This is a genomic window from Paracoccus suum, from assembly GCF_003324675.1.
Taxonomy (GTDB): domain Bacteria; phylum Pseudomonadota; class Alphaproteobacteria; order Rhodobacterales; family Rhodobacteraceae; genus Paracoccus; species Paracoccus suum.
Map to the genome: position 1 here is coordinate 2,075,732 of NZ_CP030918.1, position 17,168 is coordinate 2,092,899.

A 17,168-nucleotide genomic window follows, 5' to 3' on the forward strand; every position below is an offset into this window, starting at 1 on the left:
GACAACGCGATTGCGCGGTGCGTCGGCGCGGCCCCCTTGGCGGGGATGCCGCCGTTCCGGGTCGATAAAGGTTCTGCGAGATCTGGCGTCATCCGCTTGACGATATGGCGCGCCCCGGCGTCCAATTCCGCAGCCTTGTGAACGCCGGCTTTCCGCCGCCCGACTGAGGAGAGAAGCATGAAATCCGCCCTCGCTGTGACCCTGACCGCCCTGACGCTTGGCGCCAGTGCCACCTTGGCCCAGACCACTGCCACGCCTGCCGCGCCGGAAGCCGCACCGATGGATCATGCCGCCATGGACCATTCTGCCATGGCCGAGCCGGCGATCCCTGAGGACGCCACGCCTTCGACCCGCGCCTACATGGAGGCGATGGACAAGATGCATGGTGACATGATGATCGATTACACCGGCGATGCGGATGTGGATTTCGTAAAGGGCATGATCCCGCACCACCAAGGCGCCATCGACATGGCCAAGATTGTCCTCAAGGACGGCAAGGACGCGCAGATCCGCAAGCTTGCCGAGGAGGTCATCAAGGCTCAGGAGGCCGAGATCGAGACCATGAAGGCGTGGCTGGCGGCCCACGGCCACTAGGCGCCCCGCTGCGCCAGAAACTCGGCCGCCCGCGCACTGGAGGGGGCGGTGAAAAAGCACTCGGTCGCGGCGACCTCGACTACCTGGCCGCGATCCATGAACACCACGCGGTCGGCATTCTGGCGCACGAAATCCAACGATTCCACGGCGCTGAGCATGGTAGTCCCTGCGGCCTTGACCTCCGACATCAGGTTCAGGACCGCCTGCGCCTCCGCGCCCGAGAGGCAGGAGGCAGGGTCGTCCAGCAGCGTCACCTCGCCCCGCGCCGCGACCGCCCTCGCAATCGCCGCCCGCTGCTGGTCGGCCACGCCAAGGCTCTCCGTCATCCGCGCCATTATCGCCCCGAGGCCAAGGCGATCCAACACTTCGGCCGCCTCTTCCTCGGCGACCGTGGGCTTCGTATCACCCTGCGCAGCCGTACTGGCGCAGCAGCTCAGCACGGTGCAGCCGGCTGGCAAATCCGGCTCGGCCGCGACAAACGGCAGGCGGCGGCGCATGCGCGCCAGAAGCTCGGGCGGAGGCGGGGCAGGCGCTGCAATGAATTCGCCCGCGACCTCGACTCGGCCGCGCTGAAAGCTGTCGAGCTCGCGCAGGCAGCGCAGCAGCATCGCCTTGCCGCTGCCCGAGGGGCCGATCAGCGCCACATGCTCGCCGGGCTCGATTCCCAAGGAAATGCCGCGCAGCGCGGGAAAGGCACCAAGTTGGCGGCAGAGGCCAGTGATCTGCAGGGCCGGACGGCTCATCCCCGGACCCGCCGCGGCAGGGCGGGGACGGTTAGGACAATGATGCCGTTTGCGTGATCTGTCATGGACATGACGCAATCACCCCGCCGCGAGAATGTCGAGAGGGCGGATATGCGTTCACCTGCCGATCCGCGCGGCGGGACAAACTGCCTCAATATTTAGCGGTCCCGCTGACGAATTTGCGCGGCCGTGCCATAGCGCGACGAACAGTCTCGCACGGATGGCCGGATGGAAACCTACAGCATCGACCGCTTCGCCAGGGCGCTTGTGACCGGCGATGGTCCCAGCGGGTCGATCCGGCCGGGCGCGGACGGCGCGATTTCCTACAATATCTCGGCGCTCACCGGGCAGGAGCAGGCCATGGCCCGCGCCGCGCTGAAGGAATGGGCGGCCATCGCCAACCTGCGCTTTGCGGAAACTGCTGGCAGCGCGCAGATCACCTACACTCACGCTGGCACCGGTGCGCATACCGTGACCACTTACCGGGGGAGTCAGATCACCCGCGCCCTGATCGAGATTGACGACGCTCGCGTGCGGCCCGGCGATGGCATCGGCAGCTACGCCTTTCGCACCTACATGCACGAAACAGGGCACGCGCTGGGCCTGAAGCATCCGCAGGACTACGGCACGGTCAAGAGCTTCGCCCAGTCCGCCGTGGCCAACGACAGCTGGCAGATGAGCCTGATGAGCTATTTTGACCAAATCGAGAATACCGCGGTCCATGCGAGCAAAGCCTACAACCTGACTCCGATGGCCGCCGATTACACGGCGATCCGGGCGCTTTGCGGCACGTCGGCCGTGCGTGCGGGCGACACCGTCTATGGTGTCGCCTCGACCGCAGGCGGCACGCTCGACAGGGCGGCTGCCATCGGCGCGCGAGCCGCCTTTCTGATCGCCGACAGCGCCGGAAACGACAGCCTGAACTTCTCCGGTTTTACCGAGGCGCAGCGGATCGACCTGCGCCCTGGTGCGATTTCCAACGTGATGGGCGGCATCGGCAACATGCAGATCATGCCGGGCAGCATCATCGAAAACGCGACCGGGGGCCGAGGCGCCGATCTGCTGATCGGAAACCCGGCTGCCAACCGGCTGAACGGTGGCGGCGGCCATGACCGGTTAGAGGGCGGCGCGGGCAACGATACCTATATCATCGACGGCGACGACACGGTGGTCGAGACCGCGACCGGCGGCGTCGATACCGTAATTTCGTCGGCCAGCTACGTGATGGCGCCCTGGACCGAGAATCTGGTCCTGACCGGCCGCGCCACCCATGGCACCGGGAACGCGCTGGCCAACACGATCACCGGCACCGCGGGGGCGAACGTGCTTGATGGGCGCGAAGGTGCGGACCGGCTGATCGGCGGCCTCGGCAACGACACCTACATTCTCGGCACTGGCGACGTGATGATCGAGGCTGCGGGCGGGGGCATCGACACGGTCCGGTCCGCCGCCGACCACCGCCTTGGCGCGGCCTTCGAGAATCTGGTGCTGACCGGGTCCGCCCGCGTGGGGATCGGCAGTGCAGCGGCCAACCAACTGACGGGGACGGCCGGGGCAGATACCCTGGATGGCCAGGGCGGGGCGGACACGCTCGTCGGGGGTGCCGGCAACGACCTGTATATTGCCGACGCCAGCGACCGAATCATCGAGGTTGCCGGTGGCGGCATCGATACAGTCCGGACGGCCGCCGCCTTCCATCAACTCGGCGCGCAGGTGGAGAATCTTGTCTTCAACGGCGGGCCGGGGGCCTGCGGGATTGGCAATGATCTGGCCAACTGCATGTGGGGAACCGCGGGCGCCGACCGTTTGGACGGTCGAGGTGGCAATGACATGATGGCCGGCGGTGCTGGGAACGACATCTATTTCGCTCAATTGGGCGACCGAGTGATCGAGGTCGCAGGCGGCGGTATCGACACGGTCTACAGCGCCACAAGTTTCGTGTTGCCGGCGCAGGTCGAGCTGCTCGTCCTCACCGGTACCGACAAGAGCGTTGGCTATGGCAACGCAGAGGCGAACCTCTTGCAGGGCAGCGCGGGGATCAACACGCTGGACGGCAAGGGTGGCAACGACATCCTCACCGGCGGCGGCGGTGCAGACATCTTCGTCTTTGGCGACGGCCGTGACCGGATCGCCGACTTTGCCGACAACGTCGATGTCATCGCGCTGCGCTCGGCTGAGCTTGGCGGCCTGACCATTGATCAGGTCTGGTCTCATGCACGCGACAGCAGCATTGGGGCGATGTTTACATTTGGCGAGGACGTGCTGGTGGTTTCCGGGGCAACGGTCGCCAGCTTGCGGGATGATCTGGTGCTGATCTGAGGAAGGCGGGCTGCTGCCGCGGATCAGTCGGGGATATTCATGGCGCGACGCCGCCGAGAGCGCGCCAAGTTGGCATCAGGGCACGGCGGCTTGGTTCCAATCTCAACTGCCGCCGGTAATGCTGAACCCGACACGCTGCGAGCGGCCGGTCGAATCGATCACGGCCAATGCGGCATAGCCCGGCCCAGAAACGGGAATGGCGGCGGTCTCACCACCATCGCTGCGGGCGACGGGGGCGCCGTCCAGAAGCCACAGGTAGGGCGGCGCGCCGCCGCGCAGACGGGCGGTGATGGCCGCACCTGCGCGCGCCTCCAGCGCGGCGCCATCAGGGGGAAAGAGGATGGCAAGAGGCTCGGGCGCACCGACGCGGGAGGAGCCGGGGCGCATGGGGGCAGCCTCGCCAGGCGCCAGGAAACGTCGCAGGGGCGCCGGCAGGCGGGGATTGCTGACCGTCAAGGCATCGGGCGGCGGCGGCGGCAGGGGCGTGGCGCGGGAGCCCAGCGCGTCGAAAAGATCGAACAGTGCCGGCGCCGCCAGATCGCCGCCGAACGCCCCTGGCACCGGCGTACCGTCCGGCCGTCCCAGCCAGACCGCCCCGACCTGGCCGCCGTCATAGCCCACGGCGAGGGCATCGCGGTGGCCGTAGCTGGTGCCGGTCTTGAAGGCGAGCCGGCCACGCTCGGCCCCAGTCGGCGGGGGCACCTGCGCGAGGATCGCGCCCGTGTACCAGGCAGCGACCGCCCCCACGATCCGTGCGGCAGGTGCGCCCGCGTTCGCCGCCGCTTGGCCTGTCATCCCGAGCTTTGGCGCGAGGGAACCGGCGTCGGTGGCGCAGCCAACTGCTGCATCATGACGCCCGGCCGTCGGGGATTGCACAGCGCTCGCCCCGGGCATTGCGGATGGCCTGGTGACCAGCCCGCACTGAGGGCCCGAAGGAAGGTCAGCCCCGGATGGGTCGGCCGAGGCCACTTGCCCCAACGGCCGATCATGCAGCCGTACCGCCAGCCCGCCATTCGCGAGCCCGGCATAGCCCTGCGCCAGATCCTGCAGGCTGACCCCGGCGCCGCCGAGGACCACAGCGAGACCCGGCACGCCGCCTGCGTAATCGAGGCGCATGCCGGCGCGGTTCAGAACGCCGGCGATCCGCGCCGGGCCGAGCGCCGCAGCAACGCGCACGACCGGAATGTTCAGCGATTCGGTGAGCGCCTGGCGGATGGTCACGGTGCCGCGAAATCGGCGGTCGAAATTGACCGGTTGCCAGCGGCCAAAGCTGGCGGGCCGGTCCTCGATCAGCGTTTCCGGATGGATTAGCCCGTCGTCAAAGGCCATCGCGTAGACGAATGGCTTCAGGGTCGAGCCGGGCGAGCGCAGGCTGTGCGTCATGTCCACATAACCGGCGGAGGATTCTCCCGTCCATTCTGCGGTGCCGACGCTGGCCAGAATCTCGCCGGTGCGAAAATCGGCCAGCACCGCGGCGGCCGAGACCCGGGCCGTCTGGCCCCGGACGGCGCGGGCGACGACGGTTTCGGCAGCGCGTTGCAGGTCGGGATCGATGGTAGTCTCGATCCGCGGTGCGCCTGGCATCTCGCGATGCAGCCGCTCGGCGAGCAGCGGGGCGAGGGCGGGGAATGCGCGGCGCTGGTCGGGCAGCGGCGCGGCGCGGGCGTCGGCCAGCGCCTCTGCGTCGATCAGGCCGACCGCATGAGCCTGGCCCAGCACCCGGTCGCGCGCCCGGCGCAGGGCAGCGCGGCCGGCCGGGCGGTCGGGGCGCCGCGCCTCGGGGGCCTGGGGCAGGGCGACGAGGACCGCGATTTCAGCCGGGGTCAGCCGCGTCGGCTCGTGCCCGAACCACATCAGGCTTGCGGCGCGAACCCCCTCGACGTTGCCGCCATAGGGGGCGAGGCGCAGGTACAGATCGATGATCCCGGCCTTGCCGACCCGCCGCTCCAACGCCATGGCGAGGCGGGCCTGACGGATCTTGCCGCGCCAGTCGCCTGTCGGCCCACGCTCGATCAGGCGGGCGACCTGCATGGAGAGGGTCGAGGCGCCGGACAACACGCGTCCGTGGCGCAGCGCCTGCGCGGCGGCGCGGATGATGGCGCGCGGATCGACGCCGGAGTGCTGCGCGAACCGCCGGTCCTCCCAAGCCAGCAACATCGGCAGGAACCGCGGATCGATCCCCTTGGCCGGTGGGGCGAGGCGCCAGAGGCCGTCCTCGACCTGAAAGGCGCGCAGCAGGCTGCCATCGCGGGCCAGCACCTCGGTTCCCGTGATGATCCCCAGCGGCGGTAGATCGGCGCTTGCGATCCAACGGTCGAGCCGCGCCCGTGCCGTATCAGCGGCGAAGGCGCCAAGCCCCAGCGCCAGAACGAGCGCGGTCAGGCCGCGCGCCGCCCGCCGCCCGAGCCGGCCGTCGTCAGCGGGTGATCCGGGTCTGGCCACTGTCGGTCCAGCCGCGCCGTTCCGGGCGATACATATCCTCGACCGTCGCTGCCGGATGGCGGAAATCGCCAAGACTGACCGCGCGCAGCCGATATGCGAGGTTAAAGGGCGCGCTGTCCGACCAGTTCACGGCCGCGGCAAAGCGGTCCTGGCGGAACTCGGCCATCTCGGCCTCGGTCAGGTCGTCCAGCCAACTCAGCCCGCCGCCCTCGCCGGAGGAAATGAGGTTCGGGTTGTCGATCTCGAACCCTGCGGGGAGGGGGTCAGCGATGATCAGCCGGCCGCCACCTTCGGCGAGGGGCGTGACTGTCAGCACCGCGACGAGGCGCGTGCCTTGCGCCACCTGTGCCGGATCGACCGGCGCGCCCTCGGGGGTGAAGTAGTTGCGGGTGATCGACCAAGCGGTGCCACCGGCGGCCGGAGGCTCGGTCGGCGTAGCGGTTGCACTGAGAGTCACCGGCAGCGGGGTCGCGCCACTGTTGGTCAGGCGCAGCGGCGCAAGGCCCGCGGCGTCGCCGAGGGGGGTCAGCGCGCCGCCGGCAGGACTGTCGCCGATCGCCAACCCGGGCGCGCCTGCCGCCTGCAATGCGTGCCCGGCCAGGACCACCCACAGCGCCTCCTGCGTGGACAGATCGGCACCCTCGGCCTGGCGGCCCGCGATCAGCCCGGCGACGGCGGTTGCGGTTGCGGTGCGGTCCAGTGCCTCACTGCCGGCCTCGGTCGCCATGGTCAGGGCCGCCGCGGCATCGCGCAGCGCGGTGCCGTAATCGCCGCGCATGTCGCCCTTGTCGGCGCCACCGCGCATCAGCATCGCCTGCGCGCGGCGGAACATCGCATCCGCCCGGCCGACATCGCCATAGGCCGCGAGGGCGGCGCCAAGCTGGGCGGCCGCCATCGGCGTTGCAAAGCTGTCACCTGCAGTATCGACGTAATAGCGCAGATCGCTGACCACCGCCGCCCGCTCGCGCGCCAGCACATAGGCGGCATAGGCAAGCGCCGCATTCTCGGACGGATCGGCATACTGCGGCTCGCTGGCCGCGTTGAGGGTGTTTTGCAAGTTCGCCAGGGCGCGCCGGAAGGCTTCGTCCGGGACCTGATGGCCCGTGGTACGGGCACGCGACAGGAAGTCGGTGGTATAGGCGTCCAACCAGGCGTCGCCGGGTTCGGCCTGCCACAGCCCGAACGCCCCGGACGAAGTCTGGCGGGTCAACACCGCCGCAATGGCCTGATCGATATTGCGCGGCGCCTCGTTGCTGCCGGGCAGGGTGATGCCAGGCAGCAGGCCCTGCATATACAGCTGCGGCATGGCGGCCGAGGCTATTTGCTCGGTGCAGCCATAGGGATAGGTCGCGAGGCGCAGGGCGGCGGCACCGACGTCGAGCTGCGCCCAGGCGCCGGCCGACAGCGTCGCGGTGCCGGTTCCGGGGCGGAACGCGCCGAGGGCCGCCGGATCCAGCATGGCCGTCTCGCCCGGCGCCAGCGTGATGCGGGCGCTGCGGGTGATCGCGGCCTCTTGGCTTTCGACCGGAATGCTGAGGTCCTTGGTCAGCACCTCGCCATTCGGCAGCCGGGCGGACAGGCGCAACTGGGCCACGCCCTCGTCCTGCGGCGCGGTGAGGGTCAGTCCTGCCTCGCCGCGGCCCTTGTCGGCCAGCGGCACTTCCGGCGCAAGGTTGGCGAGGCCGAGGGCTGGGCCGCCCGCGACCTCGGCCGTCAGGCCCACCGCCCCGGCCGGGCCGGAGACATGGGCGAGGGCCAGTTGCACCTCGGCGGTGTCGCCGGGGGCGAGGAAAGCGGGCGCAGTCACGGTCATGACGACCGGGTCGCGGACCAGCAGCGTGGTGTCCGCCTGTCCGACCGCGCTGCGCGTCCAGACCACCGCCATCGCCTTGACCGAGCCGTTGAAGTCGGGCAGCGGCACCGCAACCTCGGCCGTGCCATCGGGCCCGAGGGTGACGGGACCCGAGAACCAGGCCATCAGCTTTTCCGTCGGCGGCGGGGCATCGAGCCGCCCCGAGGCCGCGTCGCCGCCGCTGCGGATCGCACCATCCGCGACGCCCGAGGCCAGCAGCAGCCGGCCGTAGAGATCGCGCAGCGCAACACCCAGCCGGCGCTGGCCGAAATAGTGATCGAGCGGGTCCGGGGCCTTGAAGCCGGTCAGGTTCAGGATGCCTTCGTCAACCGCGGCGACCGTGGCATGGACCGTTTCGCCCGGCGCGGCGCCGCGGACGGCGAGGCGCAGGCGCGTCTCGCCGCGCGGGCGAACCTCGGGCGGGGCGGTCAGTTCGGCTTGCAGGCGACGCGCGCCGGGATCGACGGCGGCATGGGCAAGACCCAGTGTGCGCACCGGTGCGTGGCTGGTGGCAGCAGTGGCGTCCAGCGGCCGGATGGCGCTGACCGCGACATAGACGCCCGCGCCCCAGTCATCCGTTACAGGCAGGTCGAGGTTGTTTGGGCCCGCCTTGACCGGCACTGTCTGCATCGCCACGACCCGGTTCGACAGGACCGAGACCACGGCCACGCCATCAGCCGCCGCGTCCATCGTCAGGCGCGCGGTGTCGCCCGCGCGATAGGCGGGCTTGTCCAGCGTCACGGTCATGCGGTCCGGCGTGTCGGTGCCGGTATCGGCCGCACCCCAACCGGCCCAGAACCGGACCGCGGTCTGTGCGCCGTCTGCGGCGGTCACGACCAGCTCATACTCGCCCCACTGGACCGGCATCGCGAGCTGGGTCGGCGCGCCGGCGGCCAGTTGAACCTGACCGGAAGCCGCGCGGCTGCGGGTGGTCACAGGCTCCCACTGCCAGTCGCCTTCTAGGGCATACCATTGGTATTCGGTGTCCACGCGGTTCAGCACCCAGCCGACGGTGCCGGCCAGCGGGGTCAGTTCGGGGCCGAGCGAGACCAATTGGAATGCCGCCTCGCTGCCCTCGGGAACGCTGCCGTCGAAGCCCGGCTTGATCCCCAGGACGGGCGTCTGCGGCATGACCAGCCGCGTCTCGCGCCGCTCGACCGGGCGGCCTGCGCCCTCGCGGACGGACAGCGCGAAGGTCGCCTCCATCGGGCGCCGGGCCTCGGCCAGTGCGGGCGGGACCGGCAATTCGGACTGCCAGTGCCCCTCGGCATCGGTCATGCCGGGGTCGATCTGGACTGTCGTGCTGTCGTCCGGCGCGTCGTAGCGGCCAAAGGCGTAACCGGCCCAGCCGGTCACCTCGGTCGCGGGGGCAAGTCGCAATTCGCCCTCGACGGGCAGTTCGGCACCCGGCGCACCATAAAGCCAGCGCGCGGTCAGCGCGACGTCCAGCGGGCGGTCGGTGGGCAGCGGGGCCGCCGTCAGGACCGGTGTAAGGTCGATCCGCTCGGGGCGGAAATCCTCGACCAGCACGCGCAGGGTAGCGAGCGGCGGAGCGTCGGACTGGGTGTCGACCTTCAGATCGATCCGCCAACTGCCGCGCGGGGCGCTGGCCGGGATCGGCCAGTCAAAGACATAGCCGCCGTCGCCAGCAAACGGCACCAGCTGACGCTGCGCCTCGACGCCGTCGGGCCGGGTCAGGATGGCGGTCATCGGCAGATCCGACAGCGCCGCGACCGAGCTATCGCGTGCGAGGATCGTGGCGTGCACCGTCTCGCCGGCGCGATAGGCGCCGCGGTCGGTGGTCGCAAAGACGTCGATCGGCGGTGCAGGCGGGGCGCCCTCGACGCCGCGGTCGGACAGGTCGAACTCGGGCTCTGTCAGGGACAGGAAGGCCATGTCGGTGATCGCCCCGTCAGTCCCGATACTGGCGGTCACCATTGCCGGGGCGGCGCTGTCGCGGCCGCGCGACAGGCCTGCCGCGAAACGGGCGATGCCGTCCGCATCCGTCTGGGCGCTGCCCAGGACGGCGTTGGCACGCGAGACCAGTTGCACTGTCACGCCCTCGCGCGCGGCGGCATCATCGAGGCCGCGGACCGCGACCGTCAGCCCGTCGGTGCCGCCATAGCTGGCAAGCCCGAGGTTCGAGATCATGAACCATTGCGTCGCCGGTGGGCTGCGGTCGGCGTCCTGGCCGGGGACCGCGGCGGTCAGGGCATAGACCCCGGGCGCCAGTGGCCCGGCGGCACGGGCGATGTCGAGGCGGGTTGCAACCTCGGTATTCACGACGGCCGGCCCGCCGCCCTCGCCCGGGGCGACGTCTGCCTCGCCGGTCCAGACCTGCTGGCCCAGCTCATCGGTAAAGCTCTCGGCGCGCCAGTCATCCAGCGGCTGGCCAAAGATATCCTGGCGCAGCGCCCGCACGATGTTGCGGTCGGACATGCGATAGAGCGTCAGCGCCACGCGGTCGGTATTCACCGTGCGCACCGTGACGCCCTGATCGCCGCCGGCCGGCAGGACATAGGCCCGCCCGGTAAAGCGCGCCTGCGGGGTGCGATCCCGGACATAAAGATTGACGGGCACGTCGCGGGCCAGGACCTCGCCGTCAGCGGCGGGCAGGCCCTTGCGCAGGGTCAGTTGCAGCCGCTGGCCATGGGTGATCCCGGCGATGCACAGCTGGCGATCCTCGGCCTCGACCGCGAGGGTCTGGTCGGGCAGGACGACAAAGCTGCGATAATCGGTGCCCGGGGCAAGGGCGTCGCTCATCCGCAGGCAGGCGCGTGGGGCGGCGGCATCAGCGTCGACCTGCGTGTCCTCCATGCGGAACCCGTTGCGCTCCTCAAAGCCGGCTAGCATCTGCGCAAGTTCGGGCGAGGTGTCGGTCGTCGCGGCAAGGCGCAGGGCTTTCAGGCCGTCGCGGCCGCGGTTCTGCTTCTCCGCAAGCTCTGCCCAGCGCCGCAGGGCGAGACTGCCGGCGCCGGGGTCGCGCAGCCAACTGTTGATCGCGGCCGACATGGCGGCATCGCTACGCGATTCGCCGTCATCGCCGGTGGTCAGCCATTGCGACAGCGACAGCCAGTCGCCCGGCTCGTCGCTGATCGCTGTGGCGGCGCCGATCCAGCGGATCACCGCCTCGCCGCCCGTGCCTGAGGCTTCTTGCGCCAACTGCCGCAGCGCAGGTGCGCCCTCGCCCGTGCCCGGCCAGGTGGCGCCGATGTCATTGGCCTGCTCGCGGGCGGCCTTCAGATCGGCGGCGCTCAGCCAGTCCTTGGCGGCCGCGGCCCGGGCGGTCGCCGCGGCGATAACGGTCGGGTCAGTGTCGATCACCGTCCCGGACTGCGCGCCCGGAAACGGCGTCAATGGGCCGGCCGCATCGCCCTTGGGAAAACACGCGCGCGAGCCGACGTTGTAGGTCAGAGCCGAGCATTGCGCATCTGCGAGGCAGACGGCGACACAAGCCTCGCGCGTGGTGTTGAAGAGCTGCTGCAGATCGCCGCCGGGACGGTCAAAGCCGTCGTCCAGCACGACGCGCCGCGCCGGTAGCGGACCCTCGCCCATGGGTTGGGCCAGGCCAGGCGGCGCAAATGCAAGGAAGGCCAGCGCCGCGATCAAGGCCCTTGGGCCGGTCCGTCCCACCATCGTGCGCCACCCATTCTGGAGTCACGCCTACAGTGGCACGCCGGCCCTGCGGAGGCAAACCCGCCGCATATCAGTGGGCGCGTTTAAATCGCCGTCGCAGAGGCCCTAGAGTGCTCAGTTCGAGGCCACGCGCTGGGATTTGCCGGGGCGGTAAAAGATGTGGCGGCCGATCCGGGCGGTGCGGGTGAACCGCTTGGACCAAGACGGGCGTACGGCGGGGGTATGGAAATAGGTGGCGCCGCCCGTCAGGTTCCGGGGCGAGCCCGCCAATGCTGCCTCGGCCACGCGCTTGACGCGCATATAAGCGCTCTTTTCGCGGATCGCGCGGTTGGCGCCGCCGCAGTGGTAGCTGAACTGGCAGCCGCCCTTGCCGCCCTGCTTGACGACGCCGCAGATAGAGGTGGGAAAGCGGCCGCTGTCGCGCCGGTTCAGGATCACCTCGGCGACTGCTTTCTGGCCGGCCAGCGGTTCCCCGCGGGCCTCGAAATACAGGGCCTCGGCGAGGCATTTCAGTTCGGCGGGCGAGGAGTTCGTCGGGCTGGCGCTGGCCGGGTCGGGCAGGGCGAGACTGACGGTGAAGGTGGCGGCAAAGACGGTGGCGGCAAGAGTCGCGCGGGCAACGCGAGCGAGCAGACTATACATAAACAAACTATCCCTATGCCCCGGAAAGCATTGCCTTTCGGGCTGGTCCGGAGATCAGGCGTGGTTATGGAGCCGGACGGGACTTGGCAGCTCGGCCGGCGAACGCCCGAAACCTAGACATCGCCGGCAAGCCGTTGAAGCGCACAGGGGCGTGAGGGAGGGAACCGGGCCAATATGGCCCAAAAACGGCGGGATCTTGCCGGCAGATCAAACGCTTCCGGCGTGATCGTGCCAGAAATCAGCTCAAGGGCGAGCCGAGGGGATCCAAAACTATAGTACCCCGGGCGCGAATCGACTCTTGAGCCGCGGCCAGCCGGGCGATCGGCACCCGGTAAGGCGAGCAGGACACGTAGTCGAGTCCGGCACGGCGGCAGAAGGCGATCGATTCGGGGTTGCCGCCATGCTCGCCGCAAACCGAAACGGTGATGCCGGGGCGCCGCTCGCGCGCGCGTTCGGCCCCCAGCAGGATCAATTCGCCGACGCCGTCCTGATCGAGGATGTGGAACGGGTCCTCGGGCCAGACGCCTTCGCGCAGATAAGTCCCCATGAATCTGCCCGCGTCGTCCCGCGACAGGCCATAGGTCATCTGCGTCAGATCGTTCGTGCCAAAGCTAATGAAACTTGCGTGCTCGGCTATGTCGCCGGCGCGAAGGGCAGCGCGCGGCGTTTCGACCATGACCCCTAGGCGGTAGTCAAAGCCAGTGCGCCGCGCATTGCGGACCGCTGCGGCCACGGCGTCGATACGGGTCTTGACGATCTCGACCTCGCGCATGGCGCTGACTACCGGGATCATGATCTCGGGCACGACCTGCGCGCCATTGGCCGCGCTTTCGATAGTTGCCTCGAAGATCGCGCGGGCCTGCATCTCGTAGATTTCCGGAATGGCGAGGCCCAACCGGACACCGCGCATGCCCAGCATGGGATTTGCCTCTGCTACAGCCTCGACGCGGCGCACGACGTCCGACAGGGGTATTGCCAGCGTCTCGGCCAACTCGCGCATCCCCTCTCGGTCCTGGGGCAGAAATTCGTGCAGGGGCGGGTCAAAGAGGCGGATGCAGACCGGAAAGCCGGCCATGATGTCGAACAAGGCGACAAAATCCTCGCGCTGCATCGGCAGCAGGCGGTCCAGCGCCAGCCGCCGGTCGGCGGATTTGTCGGCGAAAATCATCTCCTGCATCGCGGGCAGGCGGCGCTCGTCAAAGAACATGTGTTCGGTGCGGCAAAGCCCGATGCCCTGGGCGCCAAAGGTGCGGGCCATGCGCGCATCCTCGGGCGTGTCGGCGTTGGCGCGCACGACCATGTCGCAGGCGGCGTCGGCCCATCCCAGCAGGGTGCGGAAATCATCGTCGATGGCCGGGTCGAGCATGTCGGCCGCACCCGCCAGCACCTCGCCGGAGGTGCCATCGATGGTGATCTCCTCACCCTCGCGAAAGCTTCGCCCCGAGGCAGTCATGATTCCCGCGCGGGCGTCGATCACCAGATCGCTCGCCCCGACGATGCAGGGCAGGCCGAAGCCGCGCGCGATGACCGCGGCGTGCGAGGACATGCCGCCACGCTCGGTCAGCACACCCACGGCGGCATGCATGCCACGCACGTCTTCCGGCACCGTTTCGCGCCGCACAAGGATCGCGGCCTCGCCCCGGGCCTGCGCGTCCTGCGCCCGGGCCGAGCTGAAGACGATGCTGCCAGTCGCGGCCCCGGGTGAGGCGGCGATGCCGCGCAGGATCAGATCGCGCGGCGCGCGCGGGTCGATCTGGCGGTGCAGCAAGTCGCTGAGGGCGCGGGGCTGCACCCGCATCACCGCCTCCTCTGGCGGGATGATGCCGTCGCGGCCCAGCGCGACCGCGATCTTGACCGCCGCGCGGGCGCTGCGGTTGACGCGGACTGCGTCAATGATGCTGAGGGCGCCGTTGCTGAGCGCGAACTCGACCTTCATCTCCTCGCGGAGCCGGGCGCGGGCGGCGGCGCCACAGCGGATCAGCTCGGTCAGGATCTCGGGCGCCTCGTCCTGCAGCGACGGGCCGCGGGGGTCCTTGGTCAGATAGATTTCGCGCGCGCCCTCGCCGCGGGTGCGCCCCTGGGTCTGGTGGTTGAACCGCCCCGCCAGCCGCGGCGCGCCGGTCACCGGATCGACGAAATCGATCCAGCCCGAGCCGCTGAGGCCCGGTCCCAGTGCCAGCGCCATCTCTTGCACGACCAGCCCCAGCGGCGCGTCCGCGGGCGCGCCCTTGGCCTGGCGCAGCAGCCGGGCGGAGGGACCGTCCCAGGCGCGCGCCATGGACCGAAGCACCTCGCCCAGTTGCTGGGCGGGGTCTTGGGGGAAATGCTCGTCAGTCTCGTCGCGATAGGCGGCCAGCGCGCCTTCCAGCGTCGCGGCCCCTTGCTGGGTGAAGGTGTCGGGATCGAGGCGGGCGACATTGACCGCATAGGACTGGACGAAGGCCAGGTACATCGCGTCTGCCGCGACCTTGCCCAGCCGCTCGGCCAGGATAGCGTGGCAGCGATCGTTGATTCCGACGTTCAGCACAGTGTCGGGACCGCCCCAGTCGGGGTTCAGCGCAGAGGGGCGCACCCCTAGCAGGCCGTCCGCTGAGCCGATCACCGCGGCCAGCGCCTCGCGCGAGGGCAGGTGTCCGGCGGCGATCAGGCGCACCGCCTCGACCGGAATGGCGAAGGTGGCGGGGACGGGCAGTTCCATCCGGATCAGGCGCTGCAGGCATTTCGCGCGCCATCCGTGACGCTCGCGGTCGATGCGGGCAGTCGGGGTGATGCGGACAAAGGCGCTGGGATCGATCTGTGCGGTCATGGCCGCGAACCTTAGGCCAGCGCGCGCGTGCTGCAACTGCGAAATGCGGCGCCGGGCTTGCGCTGCTGCGGCCTTTTGGCAATGACCGTAACAACAACGCTCCGCCGCTCTGCCCCTGCACCAAAGGTCCAACATGGTTCCCGACCGCATCCACCTGCGCGAGCATGTGATCGAAGCCGAGATCGGCGCCTTCGCGTCCGAGCGTGACCGTCGCCAGCGCCTGCGCTTTGCGCTGACCGCGACGCTGGCCAGGCCGGGGACCGGGGCCAGCGACAATGTCGATAGCATCCTCAGTTACGATGTACTGGTCGGCGCCATTGCGGATGCGCTGGGCGCCAAGCGGTTCGACCTGCTCGAGGCGCTGGCCGAGGACATCGCCGCCCGAATCCTGGCACATCCGCAGGCGGCAGAAGTGCAGGTCTGCGTTGAGAAACTGGACCGCGTGCCCGGGGCGCTGGGCATCACCATCACGCGTGCGCGGGGCGATGCGGCGGTGCGGTCCGTGTCGGCCGTGAAGATTCCGGTGCTCTCGGCACGCGACAGCCGCCCATCGGGCGCCGCGGTCATTGTCCCCGATGCCCCGGGCCTGCCGATGCCGCAGGGGGGCGATCCCGTGCAGATGGCGCTGCTGGCCCTCGATCAGGCGGCTTGGGCGCTGGCCGCGCAGCTGGGACTGGAAATCGCGGCAACCCGGACCGAGATCCAGGCCGCCGCAAGCGAGGGCCGCGCCGTGGTCTGGGCGCCGGTGCGCATGGTGCGCGAAGCGCAGGACCTTCCCCCAGCCGACCGCGACCGCCCCGAGGCGCTGGCGCGCTGGCTGGCCGCCCGGCTGAGAGACGGGGGATCGGCCACCTGAGCCGAAAATAAGAACGTCCCGCCACGCGTGCCGCAGTGCAGCGGACGCTCGCGGGCTGCGTTGTCATCACGGGAACGCCTGTCCCGACTGGCGCAACCGGCCGAAACGCTCGTTCCCATCCTGCGACCGCGCGCGCCAAATGTGACTCTTGCGTCACGGCAGCGCAGGCGCCAACTGCCTGCCAAATCCGCGCCCGAAGGAAGTCCCATGCCAGAGTTTCTCGCAGGTTTCACCGTTCCGCAGCTCGCCGTGGGCCTCGGCCTCGTTATCGGGCTGGCCTTTGGTGCCCTGGCCGAGCGCAGTGCCTTTTGCTTTCGCCGCGCGCTGGTCGGCAGCGATCGGCGCGAGGCGATGGGCGTGTGGATGACCGCCTTGGCCGTTGCCATTCTCGGTACGGAAGCGGCCGTGATGGCCGGGCTGATCACCTTTGACGGCCATCGCCTGCTGGCCCCCGACCTGCCGATCGCGGCGGTGATTTTGGGGGGCTTGCTGTTCGGCGCCGGCATGGTGCTATCGCGCGGCTGCATCTCACGCCTGACGATCCTTGGCGGCAGCGGCAACCTGCGCGCACTGACGACGATCCTGGTGGTCGCGGTGATCGCCCATGCGACGCTGAAGGGAATTCTCGCGCCGCTGCGTACCGCCATCGGCTCGGTGACAGTGCCGCTGGGCGCACGGGCCAGCCTCGCCTCCCTGCCGGGCGGGCCGCTGCTCTGGACGCTGGTGCTTGCCGCGCTGGCCATCCTGATCGCGCTGCGCTCGGGCGGGCGGCCGCGCCTGCTGGTGCTCGGCGCGCTGATCGGGTTGCTTGTCCCCGCCGCCTGGATCGGCACCGGCTGGCTCCTGGCTGACGAGTTCGATCCGATCACCATGGAGGCACTATCCTTCACCGGCCCCGGCGCCGAGGCCCTGTTCTGGGTCATCGCCGCGACTTCGATCCCTGCCGGTTTCGGTACAGGGCTGGTGGGGGGCGTCCTGCTGGGTAGCCTCGTCACGTCATTGCTGGCCGGCAGCTTTCGGACCGTCAGCTTTTCCTCGCCGCGCGAAACCAGGCGTTACATGGCCGGCGCGGCGCTGATGAGTTTTGGCGGCGTGCTGGCGGGCGGCTGCACCTTGGGTGCGGGCCTCTCGGGCATCCCGACCCTGTCTGTTGCGGCGATTCTGGCGTTGGTCGCCATTGCGGTCGGCGCCAAGGCGACCCATGCGCTGGTCGATGGCCAGACGGCGGACCTGCACGGCGCCCCTATCCGCGCCTGAACGCGACACCCACAAAAGCAA

9 protein-coding genes are annotated in these 17,168 nt (G+C 69.7%); 4 read left to right on the forward strand and 5 right to left on the reverse strand.

All coding sequences use genetic code 11. The features are described 5' to 3' along the window. Positions 1-177: 177 nt before the first annotated feature. Positions 178-594: a CopM family metallochaperone gene (gene copM / locus DRW48_RS10080; protein ID WP_114076312.1), complete on the forward strand. Its 417-nt coding sequence runs from the start codon at positions 178-180 to the stop codon at positions 592-594. On the opposite strand, the gene DRW48_RS10085 is transcribed toward copM, so the two are convergent. Continuing rightward, complete coding sequence (locus tag DRW48_RS10085; protein ID WP_114076313.1) at positions 591-1,337, reverse strand: ATP-binding cassette domain-containing protein; 747 nt, start codon at positions 1,335-1,337, stop codon at positions 591-593. The two genes, copM and DRW48_RS10085, sit on opposite strands and share 4 nt — an antisense overlap. Before the next feature lie 228 nt (positions 1,338-1,565). Between DRW48_RS10085 and DRW48_RS10090 the strand changes: the two genes are divergently transcribed. Further along, positions 1,566-3,656: a M10 family metallopeptidase gene (locus DRW48_RS10090; RefSeq protein WP_114076314.1), complete on the forward strand. Its 2,091-nt coding sequence runs from the start codon at positions 1,566-1,568 to the stop codon at positions 3,654-3,656. Positions 3,657-3,758: 102 nt separating this feature from the next. Here the strand turns inward: DRW48_RS10090 and DRW48_RS10095 are convergent, their stop codons facing one another. From DRW48_RS10095 to DRW48_RS10110, 4 genes are all read right to left on the reverse strand, one after another. Beyond that, a complete protein-coding gene (locus DRW48_RS10095) occupies positions 3,759-6,098 on the reverse strand; it encodes a penicillin-binding protein 1C (RefSeq protein WP_114076315.1) in 2,340 nt (779 codons plus the stop codon). Further along, a complete protein-coding gene (locus tag DRW48_RS10100) occupies positions 6,073-11,505 on the reverse strand; it encodes an alpha-2-macroglobulin family protein (protein WP_162784719.1) in 5,433 nt (1,810 codons plus the stop codon). Before DRW48_RS10100 ends, DRW48_RS10095 begins: the two co-directional genes overlap by 26 nt. Before the next feature lie 195 nt (positions 11,506-11,700). Continuing rightward, the gene (locus DRW48_RS10105; protein WP_114076317.1) at positions 11,701-12,228 is read right to left on the reverse strand and encodes a cell wall hydrolase; all 528 of its coding nucleotides are present in this window, start codon (positions 12,226-12,228) and stop codon (positions 11,701-11,703) included. A 238-nt stretch (positions 12,229-12,466) separates the two neighbouring features. Next, entirely contained in the window at positions 12,467-15,034 is a 2,568-nt protein-coding gene (locus DRW48_RS10110) for a putative PEP-binding protein (RefSeq protein WP_114076318.1), read from the reverse strand. A gap of 133 nt (positions 15,035-15,167) precedes the next feature. Between DRW48_RS10110 and DRW48_RS10115 the strand changes: the two genes are divergently transcribed. Both DRW48_RS10115 and DRW48_RS10120 read left to right on the forward strand, forming a co-directional pair. After that, positions 15,168-15,890: a dihydroneopterin aldolase gene (locus DRW48_RS10115; RefSeq protein ID WP_114076319.1), complete on the forward strand. Its 723-nt coding sequence runs from the start codon at positions 15,168-15,170 to the stop codon at positions 15,888-15,890. A 207-nt stretch (positions 15,891-16,097) separates the two neighbouring features. Continuing rightward, complete coding sequence (locus DRW48_RS10120) at positions 16,098-17,147, forward strand: YeeE/YedE family protein (protein ID WP_114076320.1); 1,050 nt, start codon at positions 16,098-16,100, stop codon at positions 17,145-17,147. The last annotated feature ends 21 nt before the right edge of the window (positions 17,148-17,168 follow it).

What these genes read in the sequence shown, in the direction of transcription:
- DRW48_RS10105 (WP_114076317.1), bottom strand. Translation starts at nt 12,228, where the DNA reads ATGTATAGTCTGCTCGCTCGCGTTGCCCGCGCGACTCTTGCCGCCACC.
- DRW48_RS10120 (WP_114076320.1), top strand. Translation starts at nt 16,098, where the DNA reads ATGCCAGAGTTTCTCGCAGGTTTCACCGTTCCGCAGCTCGCCGTGGGC.
- DRW48_RS10115 (WP_114076319.1), top strand. Translation starts at nt 15,168, where the DNA reads ATGGTTCCCGACCGCATCCACCTGCGCGAGCATGTGATCGAAGCCGAG.
- copM (WP_114076312.1), top strand. Translation starts at nt 178, where the DNA reads ATGAAATCCGCCCTCGCTGTGACCCTGACCGCCCTGACGCTTGGCGCC.
- DRW48_RS10090 (WP_114076314.1), top strand. Translation starts at nt 1,566, where the DNA reads ATGGAAACCTACAGCATCGACCGCTTCGCCAGGGCGCTTGTGACCGGC.
- DRW48_RS10085 (WP_114076313.1), bottom strand. Translation starts at nt 1,337, where the DNA reads ATGAGCCGTCCGGCCCTGCAGATCACTGGCCTCTGCCGCCAACTTGGT.
- DRW48_RS10100 (WP_162784719.1), bottom strand. Translation starts at nt 11,505, where the DNA reads ATGGGCGAGGGTCCGCTACCGGCGCGGCGCGTCGTGCTGGACGACGGC.
- DRW48_RS10110 (WP_114076318.1), bottom strand. Translation starts at nt 15,034, where the DNA reads ATGACCGCACAGATCGATCCCAGCGCCTTTGTCCGCATCACCCCGACT.